This window comes from Streptomyces sp. NPDC047453 (assembly GCF_040643155.1).
Classification (GTDB): domain Bacteria; phylum Actinomycetota; class Actinomycetes; order Streptomycetales; family Streptomycetaceae; genus Streptomyces.
The window spans coordinates 100,426-115,665 of sequence record NZ_JBEYTS010000001.1 but is presented as its reverse complement, the minus strand read 5'-3'; the positions used below and the strand labels follow the sequence as shown (position 1 = coordinate 115,665).

Genomic DNA, 15,240 nt, shown 5'->3' with positions numbered 1-15,240 from the left:
ACTGCGTAACACGCGAAAGGCGGACCCGCCTTCCCGCCGGGGAAGTGAGGTCCGCCTCGCGAAAGCTTCCGGTCAGGCGACCGGAACGATGTTCACGACCTTGCGGCCGCGGTGGCTGCCGAACTCCACCGCACCGGCCTGCAGCGCGAACAGCGTGTCGTCGCCGCCACGGCCGACGCCGGCGCCCGGGTGGAAGTGGGTGCCACGCTGGCGGACCAGGATCTCACCCGCGTTGACGACCTGACCGCCGAAGCGCTTCACGCCGAGCCGCTGGGCATTGGAGTCGCGACCGTTCCGGGTGGACGATGCGCCCTTCTTGTGTGCCATGTCTCCTCAGTCCCTTACTTCGCAGCCGCGGGGATCGACGTGACCTTGATCGCCGTGTACTGCTGGCGGTGGCCCTGCCGACGGCGGTAGCCGGTCTTGTTCTTGTAGCGCAGAATGTCGATCTTCTGGCCCTTGTGGTGGTCCACGACCTCGGCCTGGACCTTGATGCCGGCCAGCACCCACGGGTCACTGGTCACAGCGTCGCCGTCGACAACGAGCAGGGTCGAGAGCTCGACCGTGTCGCCAACCTTGGCAGTGGAAATCTTGTCAACCTCAACGATGTCGCCGACAGCAACCTTGTGCTGGCGACCACCGCTGCGCACGATGGCGTACACGCGGATCTCACTCTCTCGCTCGGAACGGCATCCCCGCAGTCCAGCCGCCCCGCGACACGCGCGAACGGCCTCTCCCGGCCACAGCCCGTGCGGGCCCGTTCCCGGGAGGAAGAGGTTTACGAGGATGAGACGCATCTGGCGACACGCCGACGGTCAAGGTTACGGGGCCCGGCTTGAGGGGTCAAACCGGGCCGTCGGCCGCCGATGAACCACAGAAACCTGTGCGTTCCCGCCAAGCGCCTCTCACCCCCGGACGGGCCGGAAACAGCCGCGTGCCCCGGCCCGGCACACCGCAGGGGTGTCCCGGGCCGGGGCACGCGGCCGGGGCTAAGCCCTCGTCACTCCTCCGCCGACGAGCCGACCGAGGACGGCGCCTGCTGGGCCGCCGCCGCGGTCTTCTTGGCGGGCGTCTTCTTGGCGGTCGTCTTCTTGGCCGTCGCCTTCTTCGCCGTGGTCTTCTTGGCGGTCGTCGTCTTCGCCGCCTTCTTGGCCGTGGCCTTCTTCACGGCCGTCTTCTTGGCCGCGGTCTTCTTGGTGGCGGCCTTCTTCGCCGTCGCCTTCTTGGCCGTCTTGCGGGCCGCCGCCTTCTTCGCCGGAGTCGCCTCCGACGCGGTCTCCTCGGCGGACTCCTCCGCGGCGGCGGCCGATTCGGCCTCCTCCGCCGGGGCCGACGGGACGACCATGACGGCCGTGTCCTCGGACGCGGTCGGCGCGGTGGCCTTGCGCACGGCGCGGCGGCGCGGACGGGCCGGGGCGACGGGCTCGGCGGGGGCCTCCGGCTGCTCCGCCGGAACAGGAGCCGCGTCGACCGCGACGTCCTGCGGCTCGGCGGGTGCCACCGGCGCGGCCTCGGACACCGTCACCACGGTCTCCTCGGCACCCGCCGGGGAGTCGGCCGGCGCCGACACCTTGCGGGTCGCGCGGCGACGCGTACGGCCCTTGGGAGCGGCCTCCGCGACCGGGGCCTCGGCGGCCGGCGCCGGGACGGCCAGGTCCTCGACGGCCACGGGCTCGGCCTGAGCCCGTTCCGCCGGCTCCGGGCGCGCGGCCTCCTCGGCCGCCGTGACGTCCTGGGCCGTGGGAGCAGGGGTGCCACCGTCGGCGTGGGCCTTCGGCGCGCCCGCGGGCGCGGACGCCCGCCGGCTCGCCCGGCGCCGCGTACGGCCACGGCTCGCCGCGGCCTCCGCCTCGGCGACGCTGCTGTACAGCTCCTCGTCCGGGGCCATCTCCAGCGCGGGCAGCGCGATGGGCTCGGCGGCCTCCGTCTCGGCCTCCGCCTCCTCCTCGGCGGTCGGGGCGACCACCTCGGCGGCCACGGCCTCGTGCTCGTGCGGCTGCTCGGCACCGGCGCGGGCGCGCTTGCGGCGCTTGCTCCCGCCGCCACCGCCGGCGCTCGCCTGCTCCAGGTGGACGATGACGCCGCGGCCGTTGCAGTGCACGCAGGTCTCGGAGAAGGACTCCAGCAGGCCCTGGCCCACCCGCTTGCGGGTCATCTGCACCAGGCCCAGCGAGGTCACCTCGGCCACCTGGTGCTTCGTACGGTCGCGGCCCAGGCACTCCAGCAGGCGGCGCAGCACCAGGTCGCGGTTGGACTCCAGGACCATGTCGATGAAGTCGATCACGATGATGCCGCCGAGGTCGCGCAGCCGGAGCTGACGCACGATCTCCTCGGCCGCCTCCAGGTTGTTCCTGGTGACCGTCTCCTCCAGGTTGCCGCCCTGGCCGGTGAACTTGCCGGTGTTGACGTCGATGACGACCATCGCCTCGGTCCGGTCGATCACCAGCGAACCGCCGCTGGGCAGCCAGACCTTGCGGTCCAGCGCCTTGGCGAGTTGCTCGTCGATCCGGTACGTGGCGAAGACGTCGACCTCGCTGGTCCAGCGCTGCAGACGCGGCGCGAGGTCCGGGGCGACGTGCGAGACGTACCCGTGGATCGTCTGCCACGCCTCGTCACCGCTGACGATGACCTTGGAGAAGTCCTCGTTGAAGATGTCGCGCACGACCCGGACGGTCATGTCCGGCTCGCCGTACAGCAGCGACGGTGCGCTTGAGCTGCCGCCGTTCTTGGCCTTCTTCTGGATGTCCTCCCACTGCGCCTGGAGCCGCTCGACGTCCCTGCTCAGCTCGTCCTCGCTCGCGCCCTCGGCGGCGGTGCGCACGATGACGCCCGCGTCCTCGGGGACGATCTTCTTGAGGATGGTCTTCAGCCGGGCCCGCTCGGTGTCGGGCAGCTTGCGGCTGATGCCGGTCATCGAGCCCTCGGGGACGTACACGAGGTAGCGGCCCGGGAGGGAGACCTGGCTGGTCAGGCGGGCGCCCTTGTGTCCGATGGGGTCCTTGGTGACCTGGACGAGCACGGACTGGCCGGACTTGAGAGCGGACTCGATGCGCCGGGGGCCGTTGGCCATGCCGAGCGCCTCGAAGTTGACCTCACCGGCGTACAGCACGGCGTTGCGGCCCTTGCCGATGTCGATGAAGGCGGCCTCCATCGAGGGCAGGACGTTCTGCACCTTGCCGAGGTAGACGTTGCCGACGTACGAGGTCGACTGCTCCTTGTTGACGTAGTGCTCGACGAGCACGCCGTCCTCCAGGACGCCGATCTGCGTACGGTCGCCGTGCTGCCGGACCGCCATCACGCGCTCGACGGCCTCACGGCGGGCCAGGAACTCGGCCTCGGTGATGATCGGCACCCGGCGGCGGCCCTGCTCGCGGCCCTCGCGGCGGCGCTGCTTCTTGGCCTCCAGGCGGGTCGACCCCTTGATGGACTGCACCTCGTCGGACGGCTCGGCAGCCTTGCGAGGCTCGCGGACCTTGACGACGGTGCGCTCGGGGTCGTCGGCGGACGGCTCGTTGTCCGTGCCGCTGTCACCGGCCCGGCGACGACGCCGACGGCGACGCCGGCTGCTGCTGGAGCCACCGCCGGCCTGCCGGCCCTCGTCCTCGTCGGCCGACTCCTCGTCGTCCTCGTCGAGCTGCTCGGCGGTGTCCTCGGCGTCCTGCGCAGCCTGCTCGGCGGCGAGCTCGTCGCTCTCCTCCGCGTCCTCGTCCCCGCCGGCCTCGGCGGACTCGCCCCGGCGACGGCGGCGGCCACCGCGACGGCGGCGACGGCGCGAACCGGACTCCTCGCCGTCCTCGCCCTCGGCGGCTTCCTCGGCCGACTCGGCGGTCTCCTCCTCCGTCTCGTCCTCGGCGGACTCGTCGGCGGGCCCGGCCGTCAGGGTCTCGGGCTCCTCGCCACCGGAACCCCGGCGGCGACGGCGGCGGCGCGAACCGCCCTGCTCGGTCTGCTCGGTCTGTTCGGCCTGCTCGGCCTGTTCGGCCAGCTCGGGCTGCTCCTCCGGAAGCTCCTCGACCTCCGCGGCCTCGGCTGCCGCCGCGGCGGCAGCCCGCTCCGGGGTCTGGAACATCGGCTCGGTGAAGACGGGCGCCTGGAACACAGCGACGGCGGGCCGCGCGGGCCGGCGCGGCGACTCGCCGTCGCCGGCGGCGGACTCGGCGGCCGGCTCGGAGAACCCGGTCGCGGCACGCCGGACGACCCGACGCCGGCTCCGCCGCGTCCCGGTCTCCTCGGCCCCGGCCTCGGCGGCGGGCGCCTTGGGCGCCTGCGACTCGTCGGTGGCAGGGGTGCTGGGGGCGACGGCGGCGGGGGCCTCGTCCTCGCCGGGAGCCTCGGCGGACTGGGCCGCGGGGGCCTCGGTGACGTCCGCGGTCTGGGCGGCGGGCTCGGACACGCGGCGTGTGGCACGACGGCGGGTACGCCGCGGAGCCGCGTCCTCCACGACCTCGGCGACAGGCTCGGGGGTCGTGGCCTCCTCGGCGGGGGCGCCGCTCCCGGACTCCGCCGCGCTCTCGGGCGAGGCGGCGGGCTCGGACACACGGCGCGTGGCACGCCGACGAGTGCGGCGCGGAGCCTCGTCCTGCGCAACCTGGGCAACGGGCTCAGGCTCGGCGGGCTCGGGGATCGCGGCCTCGGGAGCGGCGTTCACCTCAGGGGCCTCAGGGGCCTCGGCCGCGGCGGGGGCACCGGCGGGCGTGGACACACGCCGGGTCGCGCGGCGCCGCGTACGAGCGGCAGGCGCGGGCGCCTCGGCCGCCGGCTCGGCGACAGCCTCGGCACTCGCCGGCTGCTCCGCGCTCTCCGCGGGCGTGGCGGGGACGGCCGTGTCGAGCGCCTCCGTGGACGCGGCGGACGCGGCAGACGCGGTGGGCGCGGACACGCTGCGCGTGGCACGCCGGCGGGTACGCCGCGGAGCGGCGGCCTCGCCGACCTCCACGGACCCGGCAGGCGTCTCGACGGCACCGGACCCGGCGACCGACGTCTCGGCGACGGCCGCCGCCGGCACGACGGTCTCGGCGGCAGCCTCGCCCTGGGCGGTCGAGGGGGTCCCGGCGGGCACGGAGACACGGCGGCGCGTACGGCGCACGGGTGCGGCCTCCGCGGCTTCCTCCGTCTCCTCGGTCTCCTCCGGCGCCTCACCGGTGACCGCGACCGTCTCGGCGGTCACCGTCTCGGCGGCCTCCGCGGTCCCGGGAGTCTCCAGCTCCTCCACCTGTTCCGCGAGTTCCGCGGACGTGGCGGCCGGTACGGCCGGAGCGGTGATCTCGGCCGCGGCCTCGGAGGACGCGGCGGCGGGCGGACCCGCCGGGCGGGACGCGGCACGGCGCCGACGACGCGGCGGCAGGGTGTCGCTGGGAGTGTTCAGTTCTTCGGAACCCTCGATGGGTTCGGTCGGTTCGAGCATGCGGGGGTATCTCCCGTCAGGCTCCCGGGCGCCGCGCCTGGTCCGGCGCCGATCACGTCGATCGGCACCGTTGACGTCCACGGCCGCGCATGGGCGCCGGCCGCCGTCCGGGGCGCGGGCGCCGCACGGGAGCTCTCTGTGTCCTGTCTCGCCGGTTCCGTACGCCTTGTCGTGTACGGCCTGGCGAAAGTCTTCTGGTCGGTGCGCTGCCCGACCCAGGTGGCTCCCGAGTACGAGGGCGGCGCTTCGACGTCCGTCCCGGTGCGGAACCGTCCCTACGCGGGCGCCTTCGCGGCGGCAGGAACGGCGGCCCCCACTGAATCGGCCGGGGCGGCCAGGTCTGCCTCGCGGTCGGGCGCGAGCGGGTCGGTCACCGTGCCGGTCTCTTCATCGAGCAGCCCCTGCGCCAGCCTGGTCACCGCTGCGGGGACCGGCGGCGCCAGGTCGGCCACGGCGCGGAGACCGGACAGGACGTCGTCGGGTCGCACGGCAGGCGTCACGTGCCGAACAACCAGCCGCAGTATCGCACAAGGCTGGTCGGTCGGCCCATCAGCCGCCGAACGGTGCGTTTCCGCACTCTCCATGTCCACCACCGCGGACCGGGCGTCGAAGGTGCGCATGCCGTTCTTGGTCAGGCGCTGCACTTCCACGGTCTCGGCCCCGTTGAAGGCCGCGACCGCGCGTTCGGCCTCGGCCGGGTCCACACCGTCCAGCCGCAGCTCCCAGACGGAAGCGGTCAGCCGGTCGGCGAGCCCCGGCGTACGGGCCTCGACCGCCTCGACGATGTCCAGCCCGGCGGGCAACGACTCGTCGAGAAGCTCACGCAGACGCTCCGGCTCGCGGGGCGCGGTGAGCGCGATCTCCAGGTACTCCGCCTCACTGCCCGTGCCGGTGGGTGCGGCATTGGCATAGGACACCTTCGGGTGCGGCGTGAACCCCGCCGAGTACGCCATCGGCACCTCGGCACGACGCAGCGCACGCTCGAAGGCGCGCTGGAAGTCACGGTGGCTGGTGAACCGGAGGCGGCCGCGCTTGGTGTAGCGCAGTCGGATGCGCTGCACCGCGGGTGCGGGCGGTGGGCCTTCGGGCTGTCGCTTGCCCAGTGGAACTTCTCCTCGTGTACGGCGGACGGTCCGTGGCACCACCCCGCGTCGGCGGGGAGCGTCCGGTCCGGCACCTTTCCAGTGCCGTCCCGTCCGGATCACCCCCGCGTCGGCGGGGAGACTTCGCGCCCGGTCCTTGTCTCTAGAGTACGCGTCTCGGCCGCCACAGGTTCCCGACGGGCCACCGGCCGGGGTTCCCCGAGGAGCGCCCGGCGCAGGTCGGCGCGGGTCTGCCGGGCGATGTCGCGCGCCGCGGCGAAAGCCTGCCGGGTGGTGCGGCCCACCTGGCGCGCGGCCCGCGCCGCGGGGCGCAGGACGGCGTCCCGGACGGCGTGCCCGAGGGGCGTGAGCACCCGGCGGTACGCCCAGCGCACCGGCTCCACGACGAGCAGGCGCAGGACGCTCCCCAGGAACCGCCCGACGGCGAGGGAGATCCGCCCGGCCACCCGCCAGGCATGCCCGAGGGCGTCCGCCACCTCCCGCCCGGCGACGGCCAGGGCGCGACCGGCGGGTACGAGCACCCACCGCCACAGCCCCCTCCCGCACCAGGCGAGCCCACGGCCGGCCGGCGTGAGGACCCACAGCCACAGCGCGAGCGCGGGCAGGACGAGCAGGACACGGCAGGTCCAGTACAGAACCGCACCGACCCCGGCGGCCACCGCCGCGAGAACCCACCACAGCCCCCTCGCACACCGGGCGAGCGCACGGCCGACCGGCGTGAGGATCCAGGTCCAGCACCACTTGCCGGGGGCCACGAGGAGCCACCGGACGAGCCAGGCCACGCCCGCGAACACCGCTGCTCCCACGGCGGCGAGCACGAGCCCGAGCCTCCTGAGCGCCCACTCGGCCGCGCGCCCGATCGGCGCGAGCACGCGCGCGTACACCCACGCGAGCAGGTCGCCGGCTCTCCGCGCGAGCCACACGAGCGCGTGCCCGATCGGCGTCAGCACCCACCGGTACGCCCATACGAGCGGGACGACGACCAGTACGCGCCCGAGCCATACGAGGGGCACGACGACCAGTACGCGCCCGAGCCATGCGAGCGCCCGGCCGAGCGGTCGCAGCACGGTGTCGCGCAGGAGCCGCCCGCCGACGACTAGCGCGTCCCACGCCATGCGCACCGGCACGACCAGCACGAGCACGACGATCCGTACGGGCATCCGGATCGCCACCACGAGGCACCCCTCGGGCGGTCGCTCACCGGTCCCCCGCTTCTCCAGTTCCATACCGGAGAGGACGCGGCGGCGCCCCCGCCGGATGCACGAGGCCCACACATCACTCGGCAGGACTCCGCAGAGGCCGGACCCCGATCCGCCTCTGCCCGCCCACGACAACGGGGCGGACCGAACCGGCCCGCCCCGCCCGTTCCGCGCCGCGGATTACTTGTGAATCGTCGCGCAGGCCTTGGTTCCCGGGTAATTGTGCCAATACCCGCAGATCTTGCTGCCGTCCGCCGCCGAAAGCCCCCAAGTGGTTCCGACCGTCTTCTTCTCGACCCGCGCGGCACTGACGGTTTGGCTCATGAAACCGCCCGATCCGTCCGTGAAGTTGATGTGCGCGTAATCGGTCCAGGCCCGGTTGTTCGACTGCTTGGACAGGTAGAAGCTGTCCACCTTGAGCCCGGTCCCGTTCACCGTGATACAAACGGATCCGGACCCGTCCGTGGATCCCGCATTCCCGGTGCAGTTCGTCGCGCTGAACGGAGTGGCATCCACCGCCTGGGCATTCCCGCCGAACATCGTGACACCCATGACAGCGGCGGCTATTGCGGTCAGGACCTTCTTCAAGTGGCTTCACACCTCAAGCAATTGAGCGGCAAGTGACAGGTCATACAAACAATTCCCGGCACACCGCAGCCACTCGTTTCCGGCCTCGATCTGACCAGTTCCCCACTTCTCAAACACGTTGAAGCCCCCTCCCGTTCAACGGGAGGGGGCCGACTCGATCCGGGCGCAACCGCCGCCGCTGACCGGCCGTCAGCGGCGGCGACTGTTCAGGAGCCGCTCCTGCTCTGGGCCGCGGCCATCGCCTCGGCGTCGGAGTCCGCCACCGCGATGGCGAAGCCGAGCGCCTCGGTGATGTGACCCGCCGCCGCCATCACGCGTGCCGTGCCCACCACGGGAGCGATCGCGACGAGAACGTCCTGCACTTGGTCTACCGTCAGGTTGGCCTTGACCGCGGGATCGACATGGGCGAGGTAGGAGACCGCCGGTGCGTCCATGGCCGCGAGCGCGGCGATACGTGTGAGGATCAGAGTCCTGTTGTCCATGCCGCATCGCTCGATCGAGTCGATGGTCATCGCGGCGAGCGTGTCGAGAACGGGAGCGTCGGACGCTGTAGCCATATCCGGACCACCTTCCGGTCCTGTGCGGAACCGGCGCGACGACACCCGCACAACATGGCACCGCGCGCCGGCGGCTTGCACTTCCACCGTATGGTCCCCCGCCCCACCCGCACACGGGACCACTCGGCGCCGGTGCGGTGTTCTCGCGATCGCCAAGCCCACGGTCCGAGTGCCTCGCTCGGCTCAGTGTGCGTGACCGCTCGACGCAGGTGCCGGGGCCGCGTTCTTGACCGTCAGGGGCAGGAGCTTCTTGCCGGTCGGGCCGATCCGGGAACCCGTGCGACCGGATCCTGCTCGGCCGACGGGCCGACGGAACCGGTCGGCCCACGGCGGCTGCGGAGGGTGCGCTGCGGCCACCACAGGACGTACAGGGCGGAACCGACCGCGAAGGCCAGCCGGATCAGGCCCCGTGCGGAGTCGGAGGGGACCAGCAGGGTGCTGCCGTAGAGGGAGATCAGGGCGATCCAGCTCACCCAGGGCACCAGCCGCCGCTGACCGATCGAGTCCCAGATCAGCGTGCCGAGCAGGACCGAGGCGTTGTAGTACGTGTACACGCTTGGATCCAGCACGATCCGCGCATCGGCGGCGAGCAGCACCACGGCGGCCCAGCGGTGCCTGCGCACCGCCAGCGCGCCCAGGGCCATGCCCAGGGTCATCTGCGCGGGGCGATCCCACCAGGGGGTGCCCGGGTCGTTCACGCCGAACCAGCGCAGGGCGGAGGCCGGCTGGTTGGGGATGGTGAAGTGCGCCGCAGCGAAGGTGTCCAGATGGGTCAAGTAGAACGGCAGCCAGGCGGCGGCCACCAGCACGACCACCCAGGCGCCCGCCCTCAGCCGTACTGGCCGGGGCAGCGCCAGCAGCAGCGGCAGGAAGCCCACCGCCCAGGGCTTGGAGTCAACGGCCAGGGCCAGCAGGACCCCGACGGCGGTGGCGTTGCCGCGCACCAGCGCGCGCACGGCGAGGGTGGTGAAGAACAGCGCCAGCACGTCGTCGAGGTGCGCGAAACGCACCGCGACCTCCACCCACATGGGGATGAAGGCGGCCCCGGCGACCAGTACGCGCTGCTGGAGGCGCCGGTGGTTCAGTCCGGTACCCCGGTAGTGGTCGGCGGCGGTGCGACCGACCAGGACCAGCATGTACAGCGCGAGGCCCGACATGAACGCGTCCGCCAGCTTCTCGCCCACGACCTCGGGGAACGGCGTGAACAGGCCGGCGGCCACGAAACTGACCGGGCCGATCTGCAGTTCGGGATGGTTGGCGTACAGCCCGAGGCCGCCGCCCGGAATCTCACCGAACAGCAGCTCCTCACCGGTTCTCAGATAGTGCCAGGACACGGCGCCGTGGCGCTCGGCCACGACGAACCAGAGGGCCGCCCACACAGTCAGCAGCGCGGTGTGCCACCTCACCGGATGCCGTCCGAGCCGGCCGAGCCGCGCCCCGGTCCTGGGCGCGTCTGCCGCCGTATCCGCGTTCCGCACGTTCCGTCCTTCCTCCAGACGCCACGGCGAGCGAGCCGTCTGTCGCGAATCGGCGGCAGCATAACGGCACAATTTCCAGATTGCGCAAATATGACGTGACACGTGGGCGCTGGGTGGTGGACGGTGGGCGGAAGGAAATCCACGCAGGAGCGTCACATCGGCGGAGCCGCCCTGCTGGGCTCGGCACGGATCAGGGAGAGGACACGCCGGAGCCAGGCACCCCGTTTTCAGTGCGGTGACGGTATCGGGTCCAGGGCGTTGCCGACGGTGCAGCCGCCCTCTCCGGGCATCCGCTGGATCCGGGGCGGCACCCACACCTCGGTGACGCCGGGGACCACGCGGGCAAGAAGGCAGTCCTGCGCGTCGAAGCCATTGCCCTTTACCGACAGGAGAACGCCGACCCGGCCGCCGTCCGCCTTCACCTCGGTACGGATCGCCGGAGGCAAGTCCACGGCGGCGAGCGCACAGCGCACCTCGGCCTCGTCCACCCGGCCGCCCTCCGGCACCCGGGGAAGTTTCGCGCGGAGCTCCTCGTAGGGCAGCCGGGGCGGTTCGAGTGGCGGGGCGAAGGTCAGCGGACGGCCATCCGGGCAGTCCACGTCACGGGGATCCTCACCCCACTCCGACTTGGGCGACACCCGCACCGCGAAACAGCGCCGCACGGCGACCTCCTCAAGGTCGCGCCATCCCACAGACGTGCGGACGACCACGTCGACGCCGTCCCCGTCGTGTGTCGAGGTACCCGTCACCCGCAGTACCTCCACCCCGTCGATGCCGGAAGCGGAGCGCCCGACCTCCTCCGCCGTGCGCGGACGCTGGCCGTAGAGCCGCTCGCCCGCCTTCCTGGCCACCTCCCGTGCGGCGTCCGTCGCCTCGTCCTCGGCGGAGGACTGCACCACCCCGCAGCCGGCGGTGAACAGCAACAGCGTGGCGAGCAGCAGCAGTCGGCGCATGCGCCCACCCTTCCGTCGCCGCGCGCGGCAGGCAACCGCTCGCGCACTCAGACCCGCGTAGGTGATCGCACCGAGCCGGCCCGGCGACGAGACGTGGGCGCCGAGCTTCCCCGCTCCGCATGTCGAACTGCAAGAACCCGCACGACACTCGCTGGCCGATCTCCACGACCTCGAACGACACCTCGAACGGCGCCAGGGCAGTTCGGGACACGTGATGAAGCCGACGCCGGGATAGACCGGATGGTCAGGACCCTCATCCAGCGCCACGAACACGCCGAACCGCTCGAGGGTCGCACACAGCGCCGACACCAGGAACCGTCCAACTCCCCCACCACCCCAAGCGGGTGGGCGGCGAAACACCTGCCGCAGTCAGTGCAGCGGCCACCTCGTCCTCACTCAGCCCCGCCAATGCACTACTAACCACCCCATCGAGTGCCTCGCTCACGTCAGTGGGTGTGACCCCTCGCAGCAGGATTTTCCGCTGCGAGGGGGTCGGATGGTCCCATGTCTCGTAGTCACCCGGCTCCCAGCGGCGGTGCGGCACGAACACCACGCGCACACCGACCGCACGGGCCGAGGCGACAACAGAGCGCAGATGATCCAGCAGACCGACGCTGCCGGCCACGGGCTCCAGCCGCGGCCAGACCTTGCCGCCCTCCGAGAGGAAGTCGCTGCAGGGATCGACCAGCAGAACGGCCGTGCGGCGGCGATCGTACGTCTCGGTCATGATTCCTCCCGGCCCAGCCAACGTCTCCTCACTGTTCGAGTGGTTGCGCCAGGGCATGCTTGATCTGCTTGGTCCGCTCGTCGGCGAGGACTTCGACCCGGTCGTTCGCCAGGGCGTCCATGGTCTGCTCCGCCACGTCCGCTGCGCTGATCTTCGGTGCGTCCGTGAAGGAGCTGAGATCCGTCTCCACGAAACCGGCGTGGACACCGATCACGAGTGTTCCCTGCTCGCGCAGGCCTTCCCGCAGCGCGCCCGTCAACGACCACTGGGCCGCCTTGGAGGCCGCATATCCGGGATACTCCGGCCGGGAGATCCAGGAGACAGCCGACAGCATGTTCACCAGTGCGCCGCCGCCATTGCGCGCCAGGACCGGGGCAAAGGCACGGGACACGGCCCAGGTGCCGAAGTAGTTGATCTCCATCGCCTCGCGCGCGCCGTCGAAGGAGCCCGTCAGTAGCTTGGTCCCAAAACCTCCGACGCCCGCGTTGTTGACGACGATGGTGACGTCACCGGCGGCCGCGGCCGCCGCGGCGACGTCATCCGGCTTGGTGACGTCCAGACGCAGCGCAGAGAGATCCTCGTCGCTCACACTCGCCGGATCGCGGACACCGGCGTAGACCTTGGCTGCTCCCCGCTCGATCAGTGCGCGAGCGAAGGCGTGGCCGATGCCGCGATTGGCCCCCGTCACCAGGGCAATCGATCCTTTGATCTCCATCGCGCTTCCTTCCCGCTGCCGCCTGCCGAGCACGGCAGGCACTGGGACGAGGGGACGCTGCGATCGGACGCCTTGAATCGGACCGCCTCGTGGCACGCCCATGTCCGTGTGCGACTCGCGCAGAGGGAGAATCATCGCCCCTGAGGCCGGCTCTGGATCTTCACCTACATTTCGGGCCAATGCCGGGGCGGACAGGCCGTCGCGCACGCAGGATTCCCACGTCAGAACTCCCCGCACCACCAGCCTGCCCCGGATACCGCGGCGACGCATGTGAGACGGCGCTTTGTTCCGGCGTGAGGACGAAGCCCGAGAACGGGCCATCGGAGCGGCCCCCTGAACCCACCCCACTTCGGAACCGGCGAGCGAGGACGCGAAGCGCCGACCGCAGCCAACGCCGCGGCCACCTCGTCCTCACTCGCCCCCGTCGGCGCCTCGATCACCCGATCGAGTGCCTCGCTCACGTCAGTGGGTGTGACCACTCGCAGCGGGCGTCGGACCTGCGTTCTTGACCGCCAGAGGCAGCAGCTTCTTGCCGGTCGGGCCGATTTGGATGTGGGTGTCCATTTGCGGACATACCCCGCAATCGAAGCACGGCGTCCAGCGGCAGTCCTCGACCTCGGTTTCGTCGAGGGCGTCCTGCCAGTCCTCCCAGAGCCAGTCCTTGTCGAGGCCGGAGTCGAGGTGGTCCCAGGGGAGGACCTCCTCGTAGGTGCGCTCGCGAGTGGTGTACCAGTCGACGTCCACGCCGAAGGGGACGAGGGCCTTGTCCGCGCAGGCCATCCAGCGGTCGTAGGAGAAGTGCTCGCGCCAGCCGTCGAAGCGACCGCCGTCGTCGTAGACCGCGCGGATGACGGCGCCGATCCGGCGGTCGCCGCGCGAGAGCAGGCCCTCGACGATGCCGGGCTTGCCGTCGTGGTAGCGGAAGCCGATCGAGCGGCCGTACTTCTTGTCGCCGCGGATCTTGTCGCGGAGCTTCTCCAGACGGGCGTCCGTCCCCTCGGCGGAGAGCTGGGGCGCCCACTGGAACGGGGTGTGCGGCTTGGGGACGAAGCCGCCGATCGAGACCGTGCAGCGGATGTCGTTGGAGCCGGAGACCTCGCGGCCCTTCTGGATCACGCGCATCGCCATGTCGGCGATCTGGAGGACGTCCTCGTCCGTCTCCGTGGGCAGACCGCACATGAAGTACAGCTTCACCTGGCGCCATCCGTTGCCGTAGGCCGTGGCGACGGTGCGGATCAGGTCGTCCTCCGAGACCATCTTGTTGATGACCTTGCGGATGCGCTCCGAGCCGCCCTCCGGGGCGAAGGTGAGGCCCGAGCGGCGGCCGTTGCGGGTCAGCTCGTTCGCCAGGTCGATGTTGAAGGCGTCCACGCGGGTGGAGGGCAGCGAGAGGCCGATCTTGTCGTCCTCGTAGCGGTCGGCGAGGCCCTTGGCGACATCGCCGATCTCCGAGTGGTCGGCCGAGGACAGGGAGAGCAGGCCCACCTCCTCGAAGCCGGTGGCCTTCAGACCGGCCTCCACCATGTCGCCGATGCCCGTGATGGAGCGCTCGCGCACCGGGCGGGTGATCATGCCGGCCTGGCAGAAGCGGCACCCCCGCGTGCAGCCGCGGAAGATCTCGACCGACATGCGCTCATGGACCGTCTCCGCCAGCGGCACCAGCGGCTGCTTGGGGTACGGCCACTCGTCCAGGTCCATCACCGTGTGCTTCGACACACGCCACGGGACGCCCGACTTGTTGGGGACCACGCGGCCGATACGGCCGTCGGGGAGGTATTCGACGTCGTAGAAGCCGGGCACGTACACCCCGCCCGTCCTCGCCAGGCGGAAGAGGAGTTCCTCGCGCCCGCCCGGGCGGCCCTCCGCCTTCCAGGCGCGGATGATCTCCGTGACCTCCAGCACCGCCTGCTCGCCGTCACCGATGACCGCGCAGTCGATGAAGTCGGCGATCGGCTCGGGGTTGAAGGCCGCGTGGCCGCCCGCCATCACGATCGGGTCGTCGATCGTGCGGTCCTTGGACTCCAGGGGGATTCCGGCCAGGTCCAGGGCCGTGAGCATGTTCGTGTAGCCCAGCTCCGTGGAGAAGGACAGGCCGAAGACGTCGAAGGCCTTCACCGGGCGGTGGCCGTCCACCGTGAACTGCGGGACGCCGTGCTCCCGCATCAGCGCCTCCAGGTCGGGCCACACGCTGTAGGTGCGCTCGGCCAGGACACCCTCGCGCTCGTTGAGGACCTCGTAGAGGATCATGACGCCCTGGTTGGGCAGGCCGACCTCGTAGGCGTCCGGGTACATGAGCGCCCAGCGGACGTCGCAGGACTCCCAGGGCTTGACCGTGGAGTTGAGTTCTCCGCCGACGTACTGGATCGGCTTCTGCACATGCGGGAGCAGAGCTTCGAGCTGCGGGAACACGGTCTCGGCGGCTTCGGCAGGCATCTCGACGGACCTTCGTGAGCTGACAGGGGTGACCATCAAGCCTAACCCGGTCCCGGACCTGTCCCGAACACGCCCGGAAGGCG

At 71.6% G+C, this 15,240-nt stretch carries 12 protein-coding genes and 1 pseudogene; all 13 read right to left on the bottom strand.

Annotation, left to right across the window (positions count from 1 at the left end; translation table 11 throughout):
* Positions 1 to 72: 72 nt before the first annotated feature.
* Entirely contained in the window at positions 73 to 327 is a 255-nt protein-coding gene (gene rpmA, locus ABZ818_RS00480; RefSeq protein WP_061922958.1) for a 50S ribosomal protein L27, read from the bottom strand.
* A gap of 14 nt (positions 328 to 341) precedes the next feature.
* Positions 342 to 662 (bottom strand): 50S ribosomal protein L21, encoded by a 321-nt coding sequence (gene rplU / locus ABZ818_RS00475; RefSeq protein WP_030749991.1) that lies wholly within the window; start codon positions 660 to 662, stop codon positions 342 to 344.
* A 338-nt stretch (positions 663 to 1,000) separates the two neighbouring features.
* Entirely contained in the window at positions 1,001 to 5,404 is a 4,404-nt protein-coding gene (locus ABZ818_RS00470) for an Rne/Rng family ribonuclease (RefSeq protein ID WP_361408507.1), read from the bottom strand.
* A 275-nt stretch (positions 5,405 to 5,679) separates the two neighbouring features.
* The gene (locus ABZ818_RS00465; protein WP_361408504.1) at positions 5,680 to 6,465 is read right to left on the bottom strand and encodes a TIGR03936 family radical SAM-associated protein; all 786 of its coding nucleotides are present in this window, start codon (positions 6,463 to 6,465) and stop codon (positions 5,680 to 5,682) included.
* A 140-nt stretch (positions 6,466 to 6,605) separates the two neighbouring features.
* Positions 6,606 to 7,733, bottom strand: a complete 1,128-nt coding sequence (locus tag ABZ818_RS00460) for a hypothetical protein (protein WP_361408501.1) — start codon at positions 7,731 to 7,733, stop codon at positions 6,606 to 6,608.
* A gap of 153 nt (positions 7,734 to 7,886) precedes the next feature.
* Positions 7,887 to 8,294 (bottom strand): hypothetical protein, encoded by a 408-nt coding sequence (locus ABZ818_RS00455; RefSeq protein ID WP_361408498.1) that lies wholly within the window; start codon positions 8,292 to 8,294, stop codon positions 7,887 to 7,889.
* 206 nt (positions 8,295 to 8,500) lie between these two features.
* The gene (locus ABZ818_RS00450) at positions 8,501 to 8,851 is read right to left on the bottom strand and encodes a carboxymuconolactone decarboxylase (RefSeq protein ID WP_361408495.1); all 351 of its coding nucleotides are present in this window, start codon (positions 8,849 to 8,851) and stop codon (positions 8,501 to 8,503) included.
* A gap of 233 nt (positions 8,852 to 9,084) precedes the next feature.
* Positions 9,085 to 10,329: a hypothetical protein gene (locus tag ABZ818_RS00445; protein WP_361408492.1), complete on the bottom strand. Its 1,245-nt coding sequence runs from the start codon at positions 10,327 to 10,329 to the stop codon at positions 9,085 to 9,087.
* Positions 10,330 to 10,556: 227 nt separating this feature from the next.
* Positions 10,557 to 11,282, bottom strand: coding sequence for a translation initiation factor IF-2 (locus ABZ818_RS00440; protein ID WP_361408489.1), 726 nt, complete (start codon positions 11,280 to 11,282; stop codon positions 10,557 to 10,559).
* Between the two features lie 100 nt (positions 11,283 to 11,382).
* Positions 11,383 to 11,573 (bottom strand): annotated as a pseudogene (locus tag ABZ818_RS00435) (30S ribosomal protein S1); the annotation flags it as partial.
* On the bottom strand, positions 11,536 to 12,009 hold the full coding sequence (locus ABZ818_RS00430; RefSeq protein ID WP_361408486.1) for a hypothetical protein: 474 nt from the start codon (positions 12,007 to 12,009) through the stop codon (positions 11,536 to 11,538). The pseudogene ABZ818_RS00435 and the gene ABZ818_RS00430, both read right to left, overlap by 38 nt.
* Before the next feature lie 28 nt (positions 12,010 to 12,037).
* Entirely contained in the window at positions 12,038 to 12,724 is a 687-nt protein-coding gene (locus ABZ818_RS00425) for an SDR family oxidoreductase (RefSeq protein WP_361409563.1), read from the bottom strand.
* A gap of 462 nt (positions 12,725 to 13,186) precedes the next feature.
* Positions 13,187 to 15,157 (bottom strand): TIGR03960 family B12-binding radical SAM protein, encoded by a 1,971-nt coding sequence (locus tag ABZ818_RS00420; protein ID WP_361408483.1) that lies wholly within the window; start codon positions 15,155 to 15,157, stop codon positions 13,187 to 13,189.
* Between the last annotated feature and the right edge of the window lie 83 nt (positions 15,158 to 15,240).

What these genes read in the sequence shown, in the direction of transcription:
- ABZ818_RS00420 (WP_361408483.1), bottom strand. Translation starts at nt 15,157, where the DNA reads ATGCCTGCCGAAGCCGCCGAGACCGTGTTCCCGCAGCTCGAAGCTCTG.
- ABZ818_RS00430 (WP_361408486.1), bottom strand. Translation starts at nt 12,009, where the DNA reads ATGACCGAGACGTACGATCGCCGCCGCACGGCCGTTCTGCTGGTCGAT.
- ABZ818_RS00425 (WP_361409563.1), bottom strand. Translation starts at nt 12,724, where the DNA reads ATGGAGATCAAAGGATCGATTGCCCTGGTGACGGGGGCCAATCGCGGC.
- ABZ818_RS00450 (WP_361408495.1), bottom strand. Translation starts at nt 8,851, where the DNA reads ATGGCTACAGCGTCCGACGCTCCCGTTCTCGACACGCTCGCCGCGATG.
- ABZ818_RS00470 (WP_361408507.1), bottom strand. Translation starts at nt 5,404, where the DNA reads ATGCTCGAACCGACCGAACCCATCGAGGGTTCCGAAGAACTGAACACT.
- ABZ818_RS00440 (WP_361408489.1), bottom strand. Translation starts at nt 11,282, where the DNA reads ATGCGCCGACTGCTGCTGCTCGCCACGCTGTTGCTGTTCACCGCCGGC.
- ABZ818_RS00460 (WP_361408501.1), bottom strand. Translation starts at nt 7,733, where the DNA reads ATGGAACTGGAGAAGCGGGGGACCGGTGAGCGACCGCCCGAGGGGTGC.
- rpmA (WP_061922958.1), bottom strand. Translation starts at nt 327, where the DNA reads ATGGCACACAAGAAGGGCGCATCGTCCACCCGGAACGGTCGCGACTCC.